This window comes from Providencia xihuensis (genome assembly GCF_041953405.1).
In the GTDB taxonomy this organism is placed as follows: domain Bacteria; phylum Pseudomonadota; class Gammaproteobacteria; order Enterobacterales; family Enterobacteriaceae; genus Providencia; species Providencia vermicola.
In genome coordinates this window covers 1-18,606 of sequence record NZ_CP169565.1, presented here as the reverse complement: position 1 = coordinate 18,606, position 18,606 = coordinate 1, and the positions used below count along the sequence as shown (strand labels likewise).

The following is an 18,606-nucleotide window of genomic DNA, read 5'->3' as shown; positions in this document are numbered from 1 at the left end:
AGGCAATAGGGGGCAAAAAAGCCCCCTCAGATTTTGATTAACTAAAGTTGGTCATCAGCGGGTGGAACGGGTTTTGCCGTTACGGTTTTTGCTAATTGTCCCGCCCCTTTTGCAGCCATAAAGCCATTGATTAGGTCTTGAACTTCAGGGTTTTTCAGTAAAGCGGCAATATCGATTTTTTTATCTTCTTTACTGCGGTTAATCAGCTTTTCCACATTTTCTTTGGCAAAACTACTTTTATCCATAAAGCCATCGACAGCCTTACCTAAGCTAAGTGCTTTAGAGAAGGTGTTGAAGAAGTTGCCATCGCCGCCCACAATTTCGATATTGGTTTTGCTAAGCGCTGCAGCCAAGACATCCGCTTGCTCACGAGCGATTTCTTTATTGGCATCGATAGAAGCCATAGCTTGTTCAAATTCTTTCTCAAGGCGCATACGGAATTCTTCATGGGAACGTGCGGTATCGCTGAGGTGATCCATTGATTTGAATTTGTCAGTTAAGCCGTCTGCTTCGGCTTTCAGGCGCTGGCGAATAACTTCCGCCTGTGCTGAACCTAATTGGCCTTCACCTCGAGCTTGTGCTGCCAGTTTCTCTTCAAGGACTTTTGCATCCGCTAAACCTAATTTTTCTTTTGCGTTAGCTTGTTGTTCTTCACCACGCGCTTGCGCTGCTAATTTCTCTTCGAGGATTTTGGCTTCAGCAAGCCCTTGTTGTTGCTCTGCTTTCGCTTTGGCTTCCATGACTTGTGCTTCGGTTAAACCTTTTTCTTTTAAGCCGCGCGCTTCTGCTAACAGTTTTTCGGCGGTGATATTGGCAAGCACTAAACCTTCTTTTTCTTCTGCTTCGGCAGTCGCTTGGCGAACGCGTGCTTCTGCTAAACCTAATGCAGCGTGTTCAGCTTCAATTCCTTCTGCTAAGCGTTTTTTCGCTTCTGCTTGTTTGGCTGAAGCTTCTAATTCGGCTTGTGCCATGGTGCTGATTTCTTCCGCTTTGTGTTTAGCGCTCGCTTCATCGGCTTCGGCTCTTTTCACTTGGCGAACCAATAACTCTTCAGCTTCAGCTTGTGCATTGATCACAGTCACTTGGCGCATACGATCAGCTTCGGATACTTCACGGACTTCTTTTATACGTTCCTCTTCCTGTGCGACAGTTTTTTCAACGGCAACACGTTCACGGATCACATTCGAGATGTTTTTGCGTTCTTCTTCTAATGCTTTTTCTTTTTCAATGCGTTGTAGCTCAACCTCACGCTCACGGGCAACGATTTCAAGCTCTCGTGCGCGACTAACGCGTTCTTCTTCAATGGCTACGGCACGGGTGCGGTTTTGTTGAGCAACTTCAACTTCACGCATTCGGTTTTCTTCACGAATCTCAATTTCTTGCTGAGTTTGTATACGTGCTTGTTCCGATTTTAAGCGTTCTTCTTCTTGAACACGCAAGGTTTCGGCTTGTTCGCGGGAACGAATATTATCAATTTCACGTTTTTGACGTGCTTCCGCATCCGCTTGTTGGCGTTCTAGCGCTAAACTGGCTTCGCGTGTTTCCACATTTTTCTTTTGAATCGCTAACTCTTGGTCACGTTCTTTTTGGTTCGTTTCAATATTATGGATAGCGGTAATTTCAGTGATTTTACGAATACCTTCAGAGTCAAAGATATTGTTTGGGTCAAGGGCAGATTTCGGTGTTTGCTCTAAGTAGTCAATGGCAACGTCTTCTAATGCATAACCATTAAGGTCTTTGCCAATCACATCAACGATGCGGTCACGGAAGTTTTGGCGATCTTCAAAAAGTTTCGCTAAATCAAACTGTTTACCGACTGTTTTTAGTGCTTCAGAGAATTTTGCACTAAATAAGGTGCTGACGGCTTGATGGTCAGAAGCGCGGTCAACCCCAATGGCTTTTGCTACTTTCAATACGTCTTCAGTGGTTTCATTTACGCGTAAGTAAAAAGCAACAGTGATATCCGCACGCAAGTTATCATGGCAAATTAAACCGTCTTTGCCACGGCGATCCACTTCTAATGTTAGAAGTGAAATGCGCATAAATTCTTTTTTGTAGATAACAGGATAGACCAGTGCACCTGTGAAATGCACTTTGGGCTGTGAAGACATGTCGTTCACAATCAGTGCTGTACCTTGTGGGACTTTGATATAGAAGGCTTTAAATAATCCAAAGAAGCCTAAAATAATGACGATGATCCCGCCAATAATGGTTAAAAAGGGCATTAATGCAGCCAAATCCATATTTCTTCTCCATAGGTTCCGACGAGGTCGTTATTTTAAATAGGCAAGCAAAGGTTTATTGTCTATATCGTGAAAACTAATGACGGAACTCATCTTCCGTCACGACTTGGTAACTGTGGGACTGCGCATCATAGCTAATAATGACGACGCGATCGCCTCGCTTTAAATTCTCGATTGATGGTGCGCGTATCTGTAAAATTAACCCTGCACCGCCATCTTCTAACATCGCTTCCCCATTTTGTTCACTCACAGAGCCTGAACGTACAGTTGCTAATTTGCCAATAAGCTGATGTACGGTTTTGGGTTTATTTAGGCTGACGAGTTTTTTACGGACGGGTTTTAAACATAAAGCAGTGAGATGAAGGGAAATAAACAGTGTGATGGCAAATACGGCAAAGCCAACAAGGTAGCGTAATAGGGTTGAATCAATAAAACGGATAAAGCCATAAACGCAAAAGTAACTGATAACCCAGCCAAATAGCGTAAATAAGGTTAGAATAATGGTAACTGGAATTCCTGCTAAGCCCAGTTTAGTGAGCCAGCCCGCAAAGCCCGTAGCGTCGAGTCCTGCATCAAATTCAGTATCGATATTAAAGACATCAATATCGAGTAAGCCAAATGCAGCACATAACCAGTAAAATAAAACAATAATGAGTAATCCACTAAAAACAATGGTGGGAAACATCAAACTATTCTGAAAAAACAATCCCATAAGGCTTTCTCTTTATTGTTGTTTAAGGGGTAACGGCGGATGTTTTTGTTTATTACCTTATTGTATGTAATGCAATAATAGCGTTTTTAGCCACAAGCTGTATCAGACAAGTCTTTATCGCCCAAATTTAATAATATCTTGCTGTTTTCTATTTATAATTTGCTGAAATTATTCTTAGAATGACAATGATAATAAAACCGATGGATCTTCGGTTATTTTAGCACCATTTGTAAATGGATGATAATGATTATCATCTGAAAATAAAGGTAAATGAACTCCTTGGCAGATAATTACCAAGGAGTATGAAAGGAAAGTTAGTCGATTAAGTTGAGGAACGCAGCACCGCGTGCCCCGCCAGAATCACCATAGCGGGCTTTTTCAATGGCAGGTAAAGTGGCAATTCCATACAGATATTGAGGTAGAACTTCAGGCAAACGCCGGTAAATTTCTTCAAATTGCGATAAACCGCCGCCAAAGACGACTAAATCGGGGTCGAATACGGTAATGACTTGCCCCATAAACATCGCCAATACAGACATGTAGCGTTCAACGTGTTCGATTGCTTCAGGGCTTTGCTGATGATATCGCTCAATAATTTCAATAGCAGAGCGTTTTTCCCCTGTAAATGCAGTATAAATACGTTCAAACCCAGGGCCTGAAAGGTAAGTCTCGAAACAAGCTGTTTGTCCGCAGCCACAGGTTACTTCAGGGACGGTATCCCCTAATAGTTTTGCTGCGCGAACACTGAGGTTCATGTGGCCAATTTCGCCTGCAATCCCATTTTTTCCTGACAACACTTTGCCATTAATGACAAAGCCACCCCCTACACCTGTACCCAAAATTAAGCCCAACACTGTTGGATAACGCTTAAATTCAGGATCCCAAGCTTCGGATAGTGCAAAGCAATTGGCATCGTTTTCCACTTTTACTGGGCGCTGTAACGCATTGGTTAAGTCATGAATCAGAGGCTTGTACTGCGCTGCGGGAACGTTAGTGGTAAATACGGTGCCCTCTGCATGATTAACAATACCAGGAACGCCAACGCCAATTTTCCCTTGGCAATTGAATTTTTCATCGGCTTCTTGGGTGAGTGCAAGAAAGGCATCCAGCAGTGCTTGGTAGTCATTTTTAGGTGTCGGAACACGTTTCTGCCAGACTTGATTGAGTTCATTATCAAAGACTGCAAGTTCAATTTTGGTTCCGCCCATGTCAAAGCCGTAATACATTTTCCTTTTCCCCAAATGGTATGTTTATCATCGATAATGACGTATCCATTTGATAAACAATTAAATGATTATGTGTGATGGCCTAATTATACAAAAGATTGTGGCTGGAGAAATTATCGTTTTGGTTTTTATTTCTGTTCAGTGAACTCAGAGTAGCAATGGTGAGCGTGATTATTTCTATCAGTGATTATTATTTTATTGATTCATGTCATTTACGGATGTTCATAAAAGGAGAATAAATAAACCTCAAAAAAACTTAAGTCAAATAAAGAGGTTTTATGGCTCGGGGATTCTTTTATATTACAGAAAAAAAACGCCGCCGTTATGGTGTTGCGTTCTTTGTTGGTATTATCAGTGGGATTGTTTCTGCCTTTGTGAAGTGGGGGGCAGAAGTGCCTTTACCACCACGTAGTCCAACCGATATGTTTAATGCCGCTTGTTCACCAGAAACACTGATCCGCGTTGCTGAGCAAGTGGACTGCTCACGTAATTTTCTCAATCCACCTTATGTATTTTTAAGGGATTGGTTAGGGATGGTAGACCCAAATGCGGCAGTGTATACATTCGCAGGACATATTTTTAATTGGGTCGGTGTGACGCATATCCTATTTTCACTGGTTTTTGCGATTGGTTACTGCATCGTGGCAGAGATTTTCCCAAAAATTAAATTATGGCAAGGTTTGTTAGCGGGGGCATTAGCACAGTTATTTGTTCATATGATTTCATTCCCTTTAATGGGCTTAACACCACCACTTTTAGACTTACCTTGGTATGAAAATGTTTCTGAAATCTTCGGGCATTTAATTTGGTTTTGGTCGATTGAGATTATCCGTCGCGATTTAAGAAACCGCATAACAGGTGAGCCAGACCCTGAAGTTCCTTTATCGCAAGGCTATCGTTAAGGTTTTTATTCTCACCCCAACTGACAGGCGTTATGGTAAAAATAACGCCTGTCTTCCTCTTTAGTTTGTTTTTGACAAATAAAATCATTGCGTCCCTTTTTGATAAAGTGTATTGTTATATTATAACATTACATTTAGGTGGTTATTATGAAACAAGGGATCCATCCTCAATATCGCACGGTTGTTTTCCATGACACTAGTGCGGATGCCTATTTCAAAGTGGGTTCAACGATTAAAACAGAAAAAACGATTGAATTTGAAGGCGAAACTTTTCCGTATGTTACGTTGGACGTCTCTTCTCAATCACATCCGTTCTACACGGGAAAACAAAAATTAATTTCCCAAGAAGGGAAAACAGCGCAATTCCAGAAACGTTTTGGGCGTTTTCTGCGAACAGAGGATAAGTAAACGTGAAAGTGTTGAGTTCATTAAAAACAGCAAAAACGCGCCACCCAGATTGCCAAGTGGTTCGCCGCCGTGGGCGCGTATATGTGATTTGTAAAGCCAATCCGCGTTTTAAAGCGGTGCAAGGTTGCAAGAAAAAACGTTAGTTCCTGCTTTTCCTTTAAAAATTTACCTGTATTGCCTCATTTTGTTTTTAGCTTAACCACGACAACACATACTCCTTGTCGTGGTTTTTTTGTTTTTTCTTTGCGTCCATTAGTTTTATTACTAATCATCCTGCTAATAGTGATGAAATTCACTTGCACACCGGTTCATATTTTGTCAGGTTTAATACATCCGAAAAATTTCGAGCTTCAACTTCCGTGAATGCCGAATGAATGATTAAAAAATGGCCGCATTGACGCCAATGGAGCTGGAACTGGAAATTTCTTGGTAAAAATTAAACAAACAGGGTGAATAAAAATGAAAAATGTAGGGTTTGTTGGCTGGCGAGGAATGGTCGGCTCAGTATTGATGCAGAGAATGGTCGAAGAACGTGATTTTGATGCGATTCATCCTGTTTTCTTTACGACCTCACAACATGGCGCTGAAGCACCGGTTTACGGTGGTCATCGTGGTGTTTTACAGGATGCCTTTGATATTGATGCTTTAAAAGCATTGGATATCATCATTAGCTGCCAAGGCGGTGATTATACTAATGAAGTTTACCCTAAACTTCGTGAGTCAGGCTGGAATGGCTACTGGATTGACGCAGCATCTTCATTACGTATGAAAGACGATGCGATTATCATCCTTGACCCAGTGAACAACCAACACATCCAAGATGGTTTAAATAAAGGCATTAAGACCTTTGTTGGTGGTAACTGTACAGTGAGTTTGATGTTGATGTCTCTGGGCGGCTTATTCACCAATAATTTGGTTGAATGGGCATCTGTTGCCACTTACCAAGCTGCATCGGGTGCGGGTGCTCGTAATATGCGTGAACTTTTAGCTCAAATGGGGTCATTACACACGCAAGTCGCAAAAGAGCTGCAAGACCCTGCATCCGCAATTTTAGATATCGAGAAAAAAGTCACCGACTTTACCCGTAGTGGCACAATGCCAACAGATGCCTTCGGTGTGCCATTAGCAGGCAGCTTGATCCCGTGGATTGATAAAGCGTTAGAAAATGGGCAAAGTCGCGAAGAATGGAAAGGCCAAGCAGAAACCAACAAAATTTTAGCAACGGGTAATAACATCATTCCAGTGGATGGTTTATGTGTTCGTATTGGTGCACTGCGTTGTCATAGCCAAGCTTTCACTTTAAAACTGAAAAAAGATATTCCATTAAACGAGGTTGAACAGCTGTTGGCTTCCCATAATGACTGGGTGAAAGTGGTGCCGAATGACCGTGAAATTACAATGCGTGAGCTAACACCCGCAGCAGTTACAGGCACACTAAGCACGCCAGTAGGGCGCCTGCGTAAACTGAATATGGGCCCAGAGTATTTATCTGCCTTTACTGTCGGTGACCAACTGTTATGGGGCGCCGCTGAACCGCTGCGCCGTATGTTGAGAATCTTACTGTAATGACAAACTAATACCGTGTTTTATCAAGCCTACACATGAACATTGTGTAGGCTTTTTCGTTAAAAGGGCTTGGTAATTTATTGTATTTTTTGGGGATGTTGTTGTGGCTGGTGTTCTAATTCTTTTGCTAAGAAATAGTTTAGGAACGTCCTGATCACGGCGATGATACCTAATTTGATCAGGCTATCTAAATCAGGGTCAACGGTGGTAGCTAAAATATCCGCTGCTAACTGAAACTCTAATGCGGTGGCTAACCAATCACCAAAGCAATAACGTGCGGTACGCGCTATTTTAACGCGAAACCATACAATTAATGTTTTGATTAAACCAATAATCACACAGATGACAGAAATGGTTTCTAACAGTAATTGAAGTACATGAACGCTAGAGCCTAATAACTCACGTAAAAAAGTTAATTCGAACATACAAGCCTCGATATTTAGATGAAACTCAATGCGCTAACTATGAGCAAAGATTGGCAAAATATCGAGTTTTATTGTGGGTCGACCGTTTCTGTTGGTAATTGATTAATGGATAATAAATTTCGGTTACCGTCAATTACCTGAATATTATCGCTTGGTTGGTAACATGTGCGCAGAGGTGATAAGCAAGCTTGAGACGCGCGCTGTTGTATACCAAGCCAATCACTGATTAGCCAATAATTATTTGCTGTGGAATAAGGGGCGTGTAAATGTGTTGTATTTACTGTTGGCTTACTAGCACTTTGGCTGTACCAAATTAATAAGGGAATTTCATAGGCCTCTTTTCTTGGGTTATTAACACCATGGTGGTAGTGAATAGTGTTATCACTGTCTAAGCGTTGTAATGCGTGATCTGAATAGTACATCAAAGTCGCAGGTTTACCTTCGAGTTGCTGCATAAGGTTTTCGATAAATTTATCGGTATAAGCAATTGAACTGTCGTAGCAATCGTCATCTTCTTGGCCACTAAATGTTTTTAGCTCGTCTTCAGGAAACCGGTTACAAGCAGGTTCATGGCTCCCATAGGTATGTAAAACGATGAGCTTTTGTTTATCGGTTGGGTCATTGAGAGCATCACGGAAATCATCTTGCAGTTCTTCATCATAGCCAACAAATTCGTTCCAAGCTTTCTGTTGTGACATCGAAGCAATTGCAGAAATGATACTGGTACGTTTGTTCGTTTTGCCCTGATTGCTGATCCAATACGTTTTAAAACCCGCGTGATTCGCTAATGAAATAATATTGTCTGCATAATGTGATTTGTCCTGCATCTGCTCAAAACGGATGTTAGACAATGAAATAGGAACCGACAAGATGGTGACAGGCGCGGGGGAATAGGCTTGTTGAAACGCTAAAATTTGGGGTTTCCGATTATTCAAATTAGGTGTTGTATCATACTGATAGCCGTAGAAACTCATATGGTCACGACGTAGCGATTCCCCAATGACAAGCACATAGATTTGGGTTTCAGAGTTTTTTTTCTGATAATTAAACGAAACTTTCTGGGACGATATTTTCTTGATCCCGCGGTTTTCATATAAATTTTTGACTAGCGCTGCGGCATTGTAGAACGGTGTATTCAGTAAGTATTTTTCAGTGATTAATAATGCGCTATCAGGCTTACTAAACAGTGATGCGTAATAGGCTGGGATGGCTAGTAGATAACCGCAAAGGAGTGCCAGGCTTATCGCGGCGGTACGGCGATTCATATATTTTGCACATAGATGAATACTTGATAAATATAAAGTAAAAACAAATAGATAGAAAATTACATAGCCAATATTGTAGGAAAGCATTCCCACCGTCTCACTGCTATTGGTATTGATAAAGGTTTCTGCGATAGAAGAAGAGAAGCGGATATCGTGTTTTTGATAAAAGAAGAATGAGACGGATAAATTGAGTGCCCACAAGAGCGAAACAAAAACAGTAAATACCTTGCCAAGAAGAAACCGATAGACGCCAGCGCATAGCAGTAGCATCAGGGTACCTGAAATAACAATCGCAATGTCTGCAATAAGGCTAACATCCCCACTGAAAAATATAGGAATGATAGATATCAATAACGCATAAATTGGAATAATAAGTTGGCGCATTAGGGTGCTCTTTTTATCTGTTTTTGGCCTTGCCTTAAGTTATGTGGATAAATTAAAAATCATAAGTTTATAAATTAACATTTAGTTAACTTTGGCTGTTATTCGTTTATAACATAAAAAAAGATAAGATAATCAAAATCATGGCGTAAAAAACTGTAAAATCTTGTGATGTTTAGTCATGGTGAGTGTCTGCCTTGGCAGTGTGGAATAACCCCCGCCATAAGCGGGGGAGAATAAACAGGGTTAAAAAGCGATCGCAACTTTGGCATCAATATTGTTATCGTGATAATGCCCAGATAAAAATTTATTGTAGTTAATTGATAGCTTAGTATTTTCTTTTATATTGATATTTGTACCGACTTTTAACGCGACGCCATGGCGTGCTGCTGGGGCACTATGTATCGTAAATGCGCTCGTCGTATCAGAAAAATTCAATTTGACCCCTCTATTCAAGTTGCCATATTGATATTGCCAGTTAAGTTCACCATGTAGACCGATATTTGACTCATTACCGACTTTCCACTGGTTATCAAGACGCAGCCCTATTGTCGATAAACGAGAGCCAATATACTGTTTACCTGCTTGCAAAGAGGTGTTGTTGATGTGCTCTTTGATAGCATGATTTGTTGTGTTGATATAAGTGAAGTTGGTGAATGGTTCAAGGTTCATCCAACGGGTGTTAATCGGATAGGCCATTTCAATAAACGCTTGGTGGGTGTTGGTATAATAATTCGCGGAGTGACTTGTGCCATCACTGATTGCGCGTTCAGTGTGAACGAGGTGTGAAGTATGGCTAAGCCCTGAACGAACGGCGATCGGTTGCCATACTGCACTACCATAAATAGCGGCATGGTAGTTATTACTGTGACCTTGGTCTAGGTGATTAGATAATGAACTTTGGCTAAAACCTGCGGCGATGCCGAATGTCATTTTATCATTAATAAAACGTCGGTTTGCACCGAGTAATAGACCATAGCTTGATGATTTATACCCTGTCGCATTGCTATCACCCGTGGTTTTATCCCAGTCGTATAACATGTTAACCCACACATTACCTTTGTCTTCGCTATTTAATGATTCAGATAAGCGAGCTTGTTGCAGTACGGCCTCTTTAATTTGACGGCTATCATTTAATTGGTTTGATAATACGTCAGCATATATTTGCCCAGTTACATCACTAAATAGGGTTTGAGCCTCCTGCTTTGAGCGACTTTTTAACGTTTGTTCATACAGAGGATGGCTTATCGGAAGCCTATCAATAGCGTTAGCGGCAGCTTTTTGATTTGGCGTGGTAGCCGCACTGGAAAATGGGGTATTATTACGCCCTATTTTAAGTGTGACCTCTTTCGGGGCGTAATTCAGCGTGGTTCCAATAAACTGATAATTAGGTAAAACGGTATCGAATTGGCCATTAACCCCTTTTTGAGCGCTAAGGATCGTATATTGAGTACCAAACAAGCGGTTAATATCGAGCTTAGAGAGAGGCTCGTTTTGGTTTTCAAGTGAGACGGTGACGATACCGCCTTTTAATGAAGAGCTGCCTTGGCTAATGATTTTATCGTTATTACCTTCAGGGGTGATTTCCACCAAATAGTGGCTATCAGGCGCAAAAGTTATTGAATCAACAATGTTAATTGTACCAATAGAATGACCTGGAGCAACTGTAGCGCCTTGGTTGGCGGTTAATTGTTGAATGCTACCGTTGCCCGTCAGTAAACCCTGATGATGAATATTAACTGGGGCTCTGACCTGCCCCCCTTCGAGATCCAAGGTTCCTTTATTAATATCAATTGCGGAGTCTAAGTTTTTTTTAAGGGTCACTTTGCCGCCATTAATATGGGATTTTTGCAAATATTTATTTTCGCCTGCTAACACTAAGTGGCCTTGATTGACGGTGAGACCTGCAAAAGTATTGTTGCCGGATAATACGAGGGTTCCATGGCCATTTTTAATTAATTTTCCAACGCCTTGAATATTATTTTTCCATTCATCTAACTCGCCAAAATTAGCGATATCCAAATCATTAGTTTCTTGATTAACAACCAAGTTTTCATATAAATAAGCGGGGCCTTGATAAGCAGCAGGTAAGTTAATTAACCCCCAATAAGTATTGGGATCATTTTCTTTGATATTCCACCCAGCAATTGAATGGCTTGGGTATGCCGTGCTGGCTAAAATATTATTCCATTGTTTATTATTTAGGTAAGGGAAACGTAATCGAAGTAAATAACTGGCAGTTTTAGGGATATTTTTAGGCTCGATATTAGCCGTATTTTGGGTGTTTTCTTTTCCATAATAGCCGATATGCTCATTGGTGATAGGGCTAGATACTGTTAAGCAGTTTTTTTGGTTATTTGGACATGATGACGAAATATCTTTACGGATATTTTTTGCGGATTCAACAATGAATTTGGTGTTTTTTTCATCAGACAGTAGTCGTGATAATAAATAATAATTACCGACACGAGAAGCGATAGTATCGGTGGCAAAGTGTGCGCCAACAATCACGCGGCTTTCACCATATTCAATTGCTCGGTTGAACATTTCGCTGCCTTTTTCGGGAAAAATCATCGCTAATACTGCGGCTTGTTTGAAACCATTCCACGTATGGCCACTTGGGTAAGATGAGCCCTGTATTTTCGAATATTCAGCAATATAATGACCATCGTCATCCAAGACTTGGTAAGGGCGACCGCGTTTAAAGTGGTCTTTAAGAATAAAATCAATCGACCGTGTACGTTGTTTTTTTTCGTCATAAGCACGGGTACTTGTATTATGTAATAAATTGATTTCTTGATATTGTTTATGGTCTCTTATATTAATATCATGTTCACCAAACAGTATGGTTTGATAACTGTTAAATAAATAACCCGAGTCTTGGGATTTATCTGCGAGCGCTAATTTCTTTCTTTCCCCAGTGATACTGGTGTATTCACGACTAATAAGCCTATCTTGCTCAGCAACTGCACTGCCTTCTTTAGGTGTGCTATTAATAACATTGTTTTTAATATCCTCAAGCCATGTACTTCTGATATCAATAATATTTTCCTCTAATTCTAAAACATGAGTTTTTGCTGTTAGAGTATTCGTGAATATGAATGGTAATAAAGTTAGTGACGCTGAAATAAAAAATTTTCTCATTGTAACCCCGCTAATGCTATTAGTGATTTTTCATTTGGCGGAGTTTATTGATAATATATTTATTTTTTATGACAGTTATTTGGAATAAAAAAGTCATACTAATTAAAGTGTTAAGTTTTATTTTTAATTATTTTCTTGTGAGTAAAATTGCTTCTTATTGATGGGAGTTGTTTTTTTATTCTTTTATTATAAATTTAATTAAATCGTGGAAATAAGATAATCGTTATAAAAATTTTTCATAAAAAATAACCCCAGACTTTCGTATGGGGTTATTGAGTTTTATTCAACCAACAGAATAATTAGATATCGATATTGGCTGCTTTTAAGGCGTTTTCTTCGATAAATGCACGACGTGGCTCTACGGCATCACCCATTAACGTGGTGAATAGTAGGTCAGTTGCGATTGCATCTTTCACCGTTACACGCATCATACGGCGGGTTTCTGGGTTCATGGTGGTTTCCCAAAGTTGTTCTGGGTTCATTTCACCAAGGCCTTTATAGCGCTGTACGTATAGGCCACGACGGGATTCACGAGTCAACCAAGCCAGTGCTTCTTCGAAATTACTGATATCTTGGCGGCGTTCGCCACGCTGGATATAAGCGCCTTCTTCAATTAAGCCACTGATTAAGTCACCTAAGTGCGTGATACGACGGTATTCGCTGCCGTGAACAAAATCGAAGTCTAAATTGTAGTCGGTATCAACACCATGGGTACGGATACGAATAGTGGGTTCGAATAGCTGGCGCTCACGATTTTCGGTAATTGTGTAGCTGTAGGTGCTACCAAATTGTTCGTTATCTTCTAAGCGTTTAACTAACGTAGCAGCCCATTCTTCGACTTTTGCGCTGTCTTTTAAGTCATCTTCGGTGAGTGTTGACTGATAGACCAAGCTGTTAAGCAGTGCTTGCGGGTAAAGGCGCTCAAGACGACGGATAATGCGGTGAGCTGCATTATATTCGACAACCAGTTTCTCAAGCTCTTCACCTTTCATGGCGGGTGCTTCAGCACTTAAATGCAGCTCAGCACCATCAAGAGCGATAGAAATTAGGTAATCGTCCATTGCATCGTCATCTTTAATGTACTGTTCTTGTTTACCACGTTTCACTTTATACAGTGGTGGTTGAGCAATAAAGATATGGCCGCGCTCAACAATTTCAGGCATTTGACGATAGAAGAAGGTCAACAGTAACGTACGAATGTGCGAACCATCGACGTCGGCATCTGTCATGATAATAATGCTGTGATAACGCAGTTTGTCTGGGTTATATTCATCGCGACCGATACCACAACCTAATGCGGTAATCAGGGTTGCAACTTCCTGAGAAGAAAGCATTTTATCAAAACGCGCTTTTTCAACGTTAAGAATTTTACCTTTCAGAGGTAGGATGGCCTGGTTTTTACGGTTACGCCCCTGTTTTGCAGAGCCGCCCGCAGAGTCCCCTTCCACAAGGTACAGTTCGGATAATGCAGGGTCGCGTTCTTGGCAGTCAGCCAGTTTACCCGGTAAGCCTGCTAAATCTAATGCGCCTTTACGACGAGTCATTTCACGAGCTTTACGTGCTGCTTCACGTGCACGTGCGGCATCAATAATTTTCCCAACGACAATTTTGGCGTCATTTGGGTTTTCCAGTAAATACTCAACCAGTTTCTCATTCATCATCGTTTCAACCGCAGTTTTCACTTCGGATGACACCAGTTTTTCTTTGGTTTGTGATGAGAATTTAGGATCAGGTACCTTCACAGAAATAACAGCAATCAGACCTTCACGGGCATCGTCACCTGTTGCGTTGACTTTGCTTTTCTTCTGATAACCTTCTTTTTCCATGTAGTTGTTCAGTGTACGCGTCATCGCGGCACGGAAACCTGCAAGGTGAGTACCACCATCGCGTTGTGGAATGTTATTGGTAAAGCAGTAAACGTTTTCTTGGAAACCATCATTCCACTGCATTGACACTTCAACACCAATACCGTCTTTTTCGGTTGAGAAATAAAAGACAGAAGGGTGGATAGGGGTTTTATTACGGCTTAAGTATTCAACAAAAGCTTTAATACCGCCTTCATAATGGAAGTGGTCTTCTTTGCCATCACGTTTATCAATGAGTCTGATAGAAACGCCCGAGTTTAAGAAGGATAACTCACGTAAACGCTTCGCTAATATATCATATTCGAACTCAGTGATGCCTTTAAAGGTATCCATGCTTGGCCAAAAGCGGACGCGTGTCCCTGTTTGGTCAGTTTCACCAACAACGGACAGAGGGCCTTGTGGCTCACCGTGTTTGTAGATTTGTTCGTGAACTTTGCCATCACGTTTGATAACTAATTCTAATTTTTCAGATAAGGCGTTAACAACCGATACCCCGACACCGTGCAATCCGCCGGAAACTTTATAGGAGTTATCATCGAATTTACCCCCTGCGTGCAGAACGGTCATGATGACTTCTGCGGCAGAGACACCTTCTTCTTCGTGGATACCCGTTGGGATACCACGTCCATCATCCTGTACGGAGATAGAGTTATCGGCATGGATAGTGATAACGATATCGTCACAAAAGCCTGCGAGGGCTTCGTCGATAGCATTGTCGACAACCTCGAAAACCATGTGATGAAGACCTGTTCCATCGTCTGTATCACCGATATACATGCCCGGGCGCTTACGCACCGCATCCAGTCCTTTTAATACCTTGATACTTGAGGAGTCATATGTATTCGACATCAACGTTTCCTGCTCTTTCTATTTCTGAGGTTGAACTTCTATTTTGCCATGTTCTACGCTAAACATCTTGCTATTTGCATCTATCATATCATTAACTTGCTCGGGTGTAATGGCACTGACAAACACCTGTGCTTGCGTAGCTTTGAGGCGAGCTGCCAATAATTGACGGCGGCCCGCATCGAGTTCGGAGGCAAAATCATCCAGCAGATACAGGCATTGCTGCCCGCTCTGACGGGTGAAAAACTCACCCTGCGCTAACCTAAGTGCACACATCAACAGCTTGAGCTGTCCCCGTGATAGCATATCTTCAACGGGTGTACCATTGGCTCTGATACGCAAGTCCGCTTTATGTGGCCCTGAAGCGGTATAGGTTAGTGCTCTATCACGCTCAAATTGGCGTTCTAGTTGTTCTGAATAATCAATTTCTTTATCCCAGCCGCGTTGGAAGGAAACGGATAATGAAAATTCGGGTAAAAACTGTTGGCAAGTCTGCTCTATATTTTCAGCGATGCCAGAAATATAGTCTTGGCGCCATTGGCTTATCTGCTCTGAAAGCGGCGCTAACTGAGCATCCCAATGGCGAATTTGCTCATAACGAGTGACTTGCCGTAAAGCGGCATTTCGCTGCTTTAATAACCGTTTTAAATCTGACCAAACAGAGAAAAACAGTGGGTCATTGTGAAAACAGCCCCAATCAATGAAAGCGCGTCGATATTTAGGGCCACCATTGAGTAAGGTAAAACCTTCAGGGGTAATTAACTGCATTGGCAATAATTTTGCTAATTCAGCTATTTTATGGCCATCTGTTCCGTCAATTCGGACTTTACTGTCACCTTCGCGGTTTTTGCTTAAGCCTAATGAAAGGTCGTTACGCGTTTCATCTAAGTGGCTAAGTTTACCATGAAGAATAAATTGTTCTTGCTCATGGCGTATAACGCGGTTCGCTTGAATGCTGCGAAATGCACGGCCATGGCCTAAGGTGTATATTGCTTCCAATATACTGGTTTTACCGCTCCCATTTGGGCCAATGAGAAAATTAAACCCATTGGCTAAGGAGAGATCCGCATTTTCTATATTTCGAAAATCGCGGATCAATAAACGCGAAAGGATCATAAATACCGATTACAAACGCATTGGCATGACGACATAAACAGCGGCTTTGCTGTCGGCATCTTCAATTTGTACGCTAGAAGTTGCATCAGTTAGCAGCAGCTGTACATTTTCACTTTTCAGTGCGTTAAGGACATCTAAAATGTAACTGACGTTAAAGCCGATTTCCATTTCAGTGCCTTGATAGCTCACGTCAACGATTTCTTCGGCTTCCTCTTGCTCTGGGTTATTCGCCGTGATGCGCAATTGGTTTTCGCTAAAATACAGACGGACACCGCGGAATTTTTCATTTGATAAAATTGCCGCGCGAGAAAACGCTTGTTTAAGTAAATCACAACGCGCTTCTAATGTTTTGTCTGGGTTTTTCGGTAATACGCGGCGGTAATCAGGGAAACGACCATCCACCAATTTAGAGGTGAAAATAAAATCGCCAACATGGGCTCGAATATTATTGCTGCCAATTTGCAATTGCAGAGGTGCATCGCCACCATCTAATAAACGCATTAACTCAATCACGCCTTTACGTGGAACAATGACAGAGTGGGATGGCAGTGATTGACCAATATCCATCGCGCAAACAGCCAAACGGTGGCCATCGGTTGAAACGGTTCTGAGCATTTGGTCTTCAGTTTCAAATAACATGCCGTTGAGGTAATAACGGACATCTTGGTGCGCCATTGAAAACTGAGTCGCTTCAATTAAACGTTTCAGTATTGATTGCGGAAGAGAAAACTCAACCTCGCTTTGCCAATCATCCAAGTTTGGAAAATCAGCCGCAGGCAGCGTCGATAATGAGAAGCGGCTACGACCAGAACGGACGAGCAGTCTGTCATCATTGAGCTCTACATGAATTTCAGAACCCTCAGGTAATCCACGCCAAATATCGAAAAATTTGCGTGCGGGCACCGTTGTTGCGCCAACTTCATGTTCCCCAGTTAGGGTGACATTGGCCATCATCTCCATTTCAAGGTCGGTTCCAGTGAGTTGGAGGGTGCCTTCTTTTACCTGTAATAAAAGGTTACCTAAAATAGGCAGAGTTGGACGCCCACCTAAAGGACCACTAACCTGTTGTAACGGTTTTAATAACTGCTCGCGTTCTATTATAAATTTCATAGCAATTAAGATGATAATGTTCTGATTAAATTAGAAAAATCTTCTTTGATGTCATGGCTTTCTTCTCGTAACTGTTCAATTTTACGACAAGCGTGTAACACCGTGGTATGGTCACGGCCGCCAAAGGCATCCCCGATTTCAGGTAAACTATGGTTAGTTAGCTCTTTCGCTAGTGCCATTGCCATCTGACGCGGACGTGCGACAGAACGAGAACGGCGTTTTGAAAGTAAATCTGCTACTTTAATTTTATAATACTCAGCAACTGTTTTCTGAATATTATCAATAGTTACCAGCTTTTCTTGTAGTGCTAATAGGTCACGCAGTGCTTCTCTGACAAAATCGATAGTAATCGCGCGGCCAGTAAAGTTTGCGTTGGCAATCACACGATTTAACGCGCCTTCCAATTCACGGACGTTCGAACGCAGACGTTTTGCGATGAAAAAGGCCACTTCACCTGGAAGTTGGATTTCATTTTCATCTGCTTTTTTCATTAAGATCGCTACACGCGTTTCCAGTTCAGGTGGTTCAATAGCGACGGTTAAGCCCCAACCAAAGCGTGATTTTAAGCGATCTTCCACCCCGTTGATTTCTTTCGGATAGCGGTCGGATGTTAAAATAATTTGCTGATTGCCTTCAAGTAATGCGTTAAACGTATGGAAAAATTCTTCCTGTGAGCGCTCTTTATTGGCAAAAAATTGAATATCATCAATTAATAATGCATCGACAGAACGGTAATAGCGCTTGAATTCTTCAATCGCGTTGTTCTGTAAAGCTTTGACCATATCTTGAACAAAACGTTCAGAGTGCATGTAAACGACACGTGCATTGGCCTTATGTTGCATGATGCTGTTACCTACAGCATGTAATAAGTGGGTTTTACCTAAACCTGTTCCACCATAAAGGAATAATGGATTATAGGCGCCACCTGGATTTTCAGCCACTTGCCTCGCTGCTGCGCGAGCCAATTGGTTCGATTTACCTTCAACAAAGTTATCAAATGTATGCTTAGGATTCACATTAGAACGATAAGCGACATCTGGTTGTACTTTGGCTGAGTTGTCCCAACTCGGTTTAACGGGGGCTGACGGTACGGCAAAAGCAGGCACTTCATGAATGGTGCGTGCTTGGGGGGCTGCCGGCGCGACGGTAATCGGTTTATTGCCTACTTCAAAGTGTAGTGCAGGTGCGTCAGAACCACAAAAATCATTCAATAATTCATTGATATTATTGATGTATTTATCCCTAACCCAGTCGAGAACGAAACGATTTGGGGCATAAAGTGCCAATGTATTATCGTTTAATTCAGCTTGAAGGGGGCGTATCCACATACTGAATTCTGTGGCAGGTAGTTCATCCTGCAATCGGGCAAGACATTGCTGCCAAAGCGAAAGTGACAC

The 18,606-nt window shown here is 41.7% G+C and carries 14 protein-coding genes; 4 read left to right on the top strand and 10 right to left on the bottom strand.

Annotated elements, in window-relative coordinates; all coding sequences use genetic code 11:
- Positions 1-41 precede the first annotated feature (41 nt).
- The 3 genes from ACE2AL_RS00070 to nagK form a co-directional block, all read right to left on the bottom strand.
- Positions 42-2,243 (bottom strand): flotillin family protein, encoded by a 2,202-nt coding sequence (locus tag ACE2AL_RS00070; RefSeq protein WP_225820451.1) that lies wholly within the window; start codon positions 2,241-2,243, stop codon positions 42-44.
- A gap of 76 nt (positions 2,244-2,319) precedes the next feature.
- On the bottom strand, positions 2,320-2,955 hold the full coding sequence (locus ACE2AL_RS00065) for an OB-fold-containig protein (RefSeq protein ID WP_272539762.1): 636 nt from the start codon (positions 2,953-2,955) through the stop codon (positions 2,320-2,322).
- Between the two features lie 314 nt (positions 2,956-3,269).
- Positions 3,270-4,181 carry an N-acetylglucosamine kinase gene (gene nagK, locus ACE2AL_RS00060; protein ID WP_206085582.1) on the bottom strand — a complete coding sequence of 304 codons (912 nt, stop codon included), beginning with the start codon at positions 4,179-4,181 and terminating at the stop codon, positions 3,270-3,272.
- A gap of 278 nt (positions 4,182-4,459) precedes the next feature.
- Between nagK and ACE2AL_RS00055 the strand changes: the two genes are divergently transcribed.
- The 4 genes from ACE2AL_RS00055 to asd all read left to right on the top strand — a co-directional run bounded on the left by ACE2AL_RS00055 (position 4,460) and on the right by asd (position 7,057).
- Positions 4,460-5,083, top strand: coding sequence for a YagU family protein (locus tag ACE2AL_RS00055; protein ID WP_206085583.1), 624 nt, complete (start codon positions 4,460-4,462; stop codon positions 5,081-5,083).
- Between the two features lie 147 nt (positions 5,084-5,230).
- Positions 5,231-5,491, top strand: coding sequence for a type B 50S ribosomal protein L31 (locus tag ACE2AL_RS00050; protein ID WP_206085597.1), 261 nt, complete (start codon positions 5,231-5,233; stop codon positions 5,489-5,491).
- Between the two features lie 2 nt (positions 5,492-5,493).
- A complete protein-coding gene (gene ykgO / locus ACE2AL_RS00045; protein WP_206085604.1) occupies positions 5,494-5,634 on the top strand; it encodes a type B 50S ribosomal protein L36 in 141 nt (46 codons plus the stop codon).
- Positions 5,635-5,950: 316 nt separating this feature from the next.
- Entirely contained in the window at positions 5,951-7,057 is a 1,107-nt protein-coding gene (asd, locus tag ACE2AL_RS00040) for an aspartate-semialdehyde dehydrogenase (RefSeq protein ID WP_206085606.1), read from the top strand.
- 77 nt (positions 7,058-7,134) lie between these two features.
- Here asd and ACE2AL_RS00035 read toward each other — a convergent pair whose 3' ends face one another.
- The 7 genes from ACE2AL_RS00035 to dnaA all read right to left on the bottom strand — a co-directional run bounded on the left by ACE2AL_RS00035 (position 7,135) and on the right by dnaA (position 18,606).
- Complete coding sequence (locus ACE2AL_RS00035) at positions 7,135-7,482, bottom strand: DUF1622 domain-containing protein (RefSeq protein WP_206085608.1); 348 nt, start codon at positions 7,480-7,482, stop codon at positions 7,135-7,137.
- A gap of 68 nt (positions 7,483-7,550) precedes the next feature.
- Complete coding sequence (locus ACE2AL_RS00030) at positions 7,551-9,131, bottom strand: phosphoethanolamine transferase (protein ID WP_375083810.1); 1,581 nt, start codon at positions 9,129-9,131, stop codon at positions 7,551-7,553.
- 243 nt (positions 9,132-9,374) lie between these two features.
- On the bottom strand, positions 9,375-12,272 hold the full coding sequence (locus ACE2AL_RS00025; RefSeq protein ID WP_375083809.1) for an autotransporter domain-containing protein: 2,898 nt from the start codon (positions 12,270-12,272) through the stop codon (positions 9,375-9,377).
- Positions 12,273-12,571: 299 nt separating this feature from the next.
- Positions 12,572-14,986, bottom strand: coding sequence for a DNA topoisomerase (ATP-hydrolyzing) subunit B (gene gyrB / locus ACE2AL_RS00020; protein ID WP_206085621.1), 2,415 nt, complete (start codon positions 14,984-14,986; stop codon positions 12,572-12,574).
- 18 nt (positions 14,987-15,004) lie between these two features.
- Positions 15,005-16,099 (bottom strand): DNA replication/repair protein RecF, encoded by a 1,095-nt coding sequence (gene recF, locus ACE2AL_RS00015; protein WP_206085623.1) that lies wholly within the window; start codon positions 16,097-16,099, stop codon positions 15,005-15,007.
- A gap of 9 nt (positions 16,100-16,108) precedes the next feature.
- Entirely contained in the window at positions 16,109-17,209 is a 1,101-nt protein-coding gene (dnaN, locus tag ACE2AL_RS00010; protein WP_206085625.1) for a DNA polymerase III subunit beta, read from the bottom strand.
- 5 nt (positions 17,210-17,214) lie between these two features.
- The gene (dnaA, locus tag ACE2AL_RS00005) at positions 17,215-18,606 is read right to left on the bottom strand and encodes a chromosomal replication initiator protein DnaA (protein ID WP_206085627.1); all 1,392 of its coding nucleotides are present in this window, start codon (positions 18,604-18,606) and stop codon (positions 17,215-17,217) included.

Excerpts from the sequence above, each read along its gene's own strand:
- ACE2AL_RS00070 (WP_225820451.1), bottom strand. The coding sequence starts at position 2,243 with ATGGATTTGGCTGCATTAATGCCCTTTTTAACCATTATTGGCGGGATC.
- ACE2AL_RS00065 (WP_272539762.1), bottom strand. The coding sequence starts at position 2,955 with ATGGGATTGTTTTTTCAGAATAGTTTGATGTTTCCCACCATTGTTTTT.
- nagK (WP_206085582.1), bottom strand. The coding sequence starts at position 4,181 with ATGTATTACGGCTTTGACATGGGCGGAACCAAAATTGAACTTGCAGTC.
- ACE2AL_RS00055 (WP_206085583.1), top strand. The coding sequence starts at position 4,460 with ATGGCTCGGGGATTCTTTTATATTACAGAAAAAAAACGCCGCCGTTAT.
- ACE2AL_RS00050 (WP_206085597.1), top strand. The coding sequence starts at position 5,231 with ATGAAACAAGGGATCCATCCTCAATATCGCACGGTTGTTTTCCATGAC.
- asd (WP_206085606.1), top strand. The coding sequence starts at position 5,951 with ATGAAAAATGTAGGGTTTGTTGGCTGGCGAGGAATGGTCGGCTCAGTA.
- ACE2AL_RS00035 (WP_206085608.1), bottom strand. The coding sequence starts at position 7,482 with ATGTTCGAATTAACTTTTTTACGTGAGTTATTAGGCTCTAGCGTTCAT.
- ACE2AL_RS00030 (WP_375083810.1), bottom strand. The coding sequence starts at position 9,131 with ATGCGCCAACTTATTATTCCAATTTATGCGTTATTGATATCTATCATT.
- ACE2AL_RS00025 (WP_375083809.1), bottom strand. The coding sequence starts at position 12,272 with ATGAGAAAATTTTTTATTTCAGCGTCACTAACTTTATTACCATTCATA.
- gyrB (WP_206085621.1), bottom strand. The coding sequence starts at position 14,986 with ATGTCGAATACATATGACTCCTCAAGTATCAAGGTATTAAAAGGACTG.
- recF (WP_206085623.1), bottom strand. The coding sequence starts at position 16,099 with ATGATCCTTTCGCGTTTATTGATCCGCGATTTTCGAAATATAGAAAAT.
- dnaN (WP_206085625.1), bottom strand. The coding sequence starts at position 17,209 with ATGAAATTTATAATAGAACGCGAGCAGTTATTAAAACCGTTACAACAG.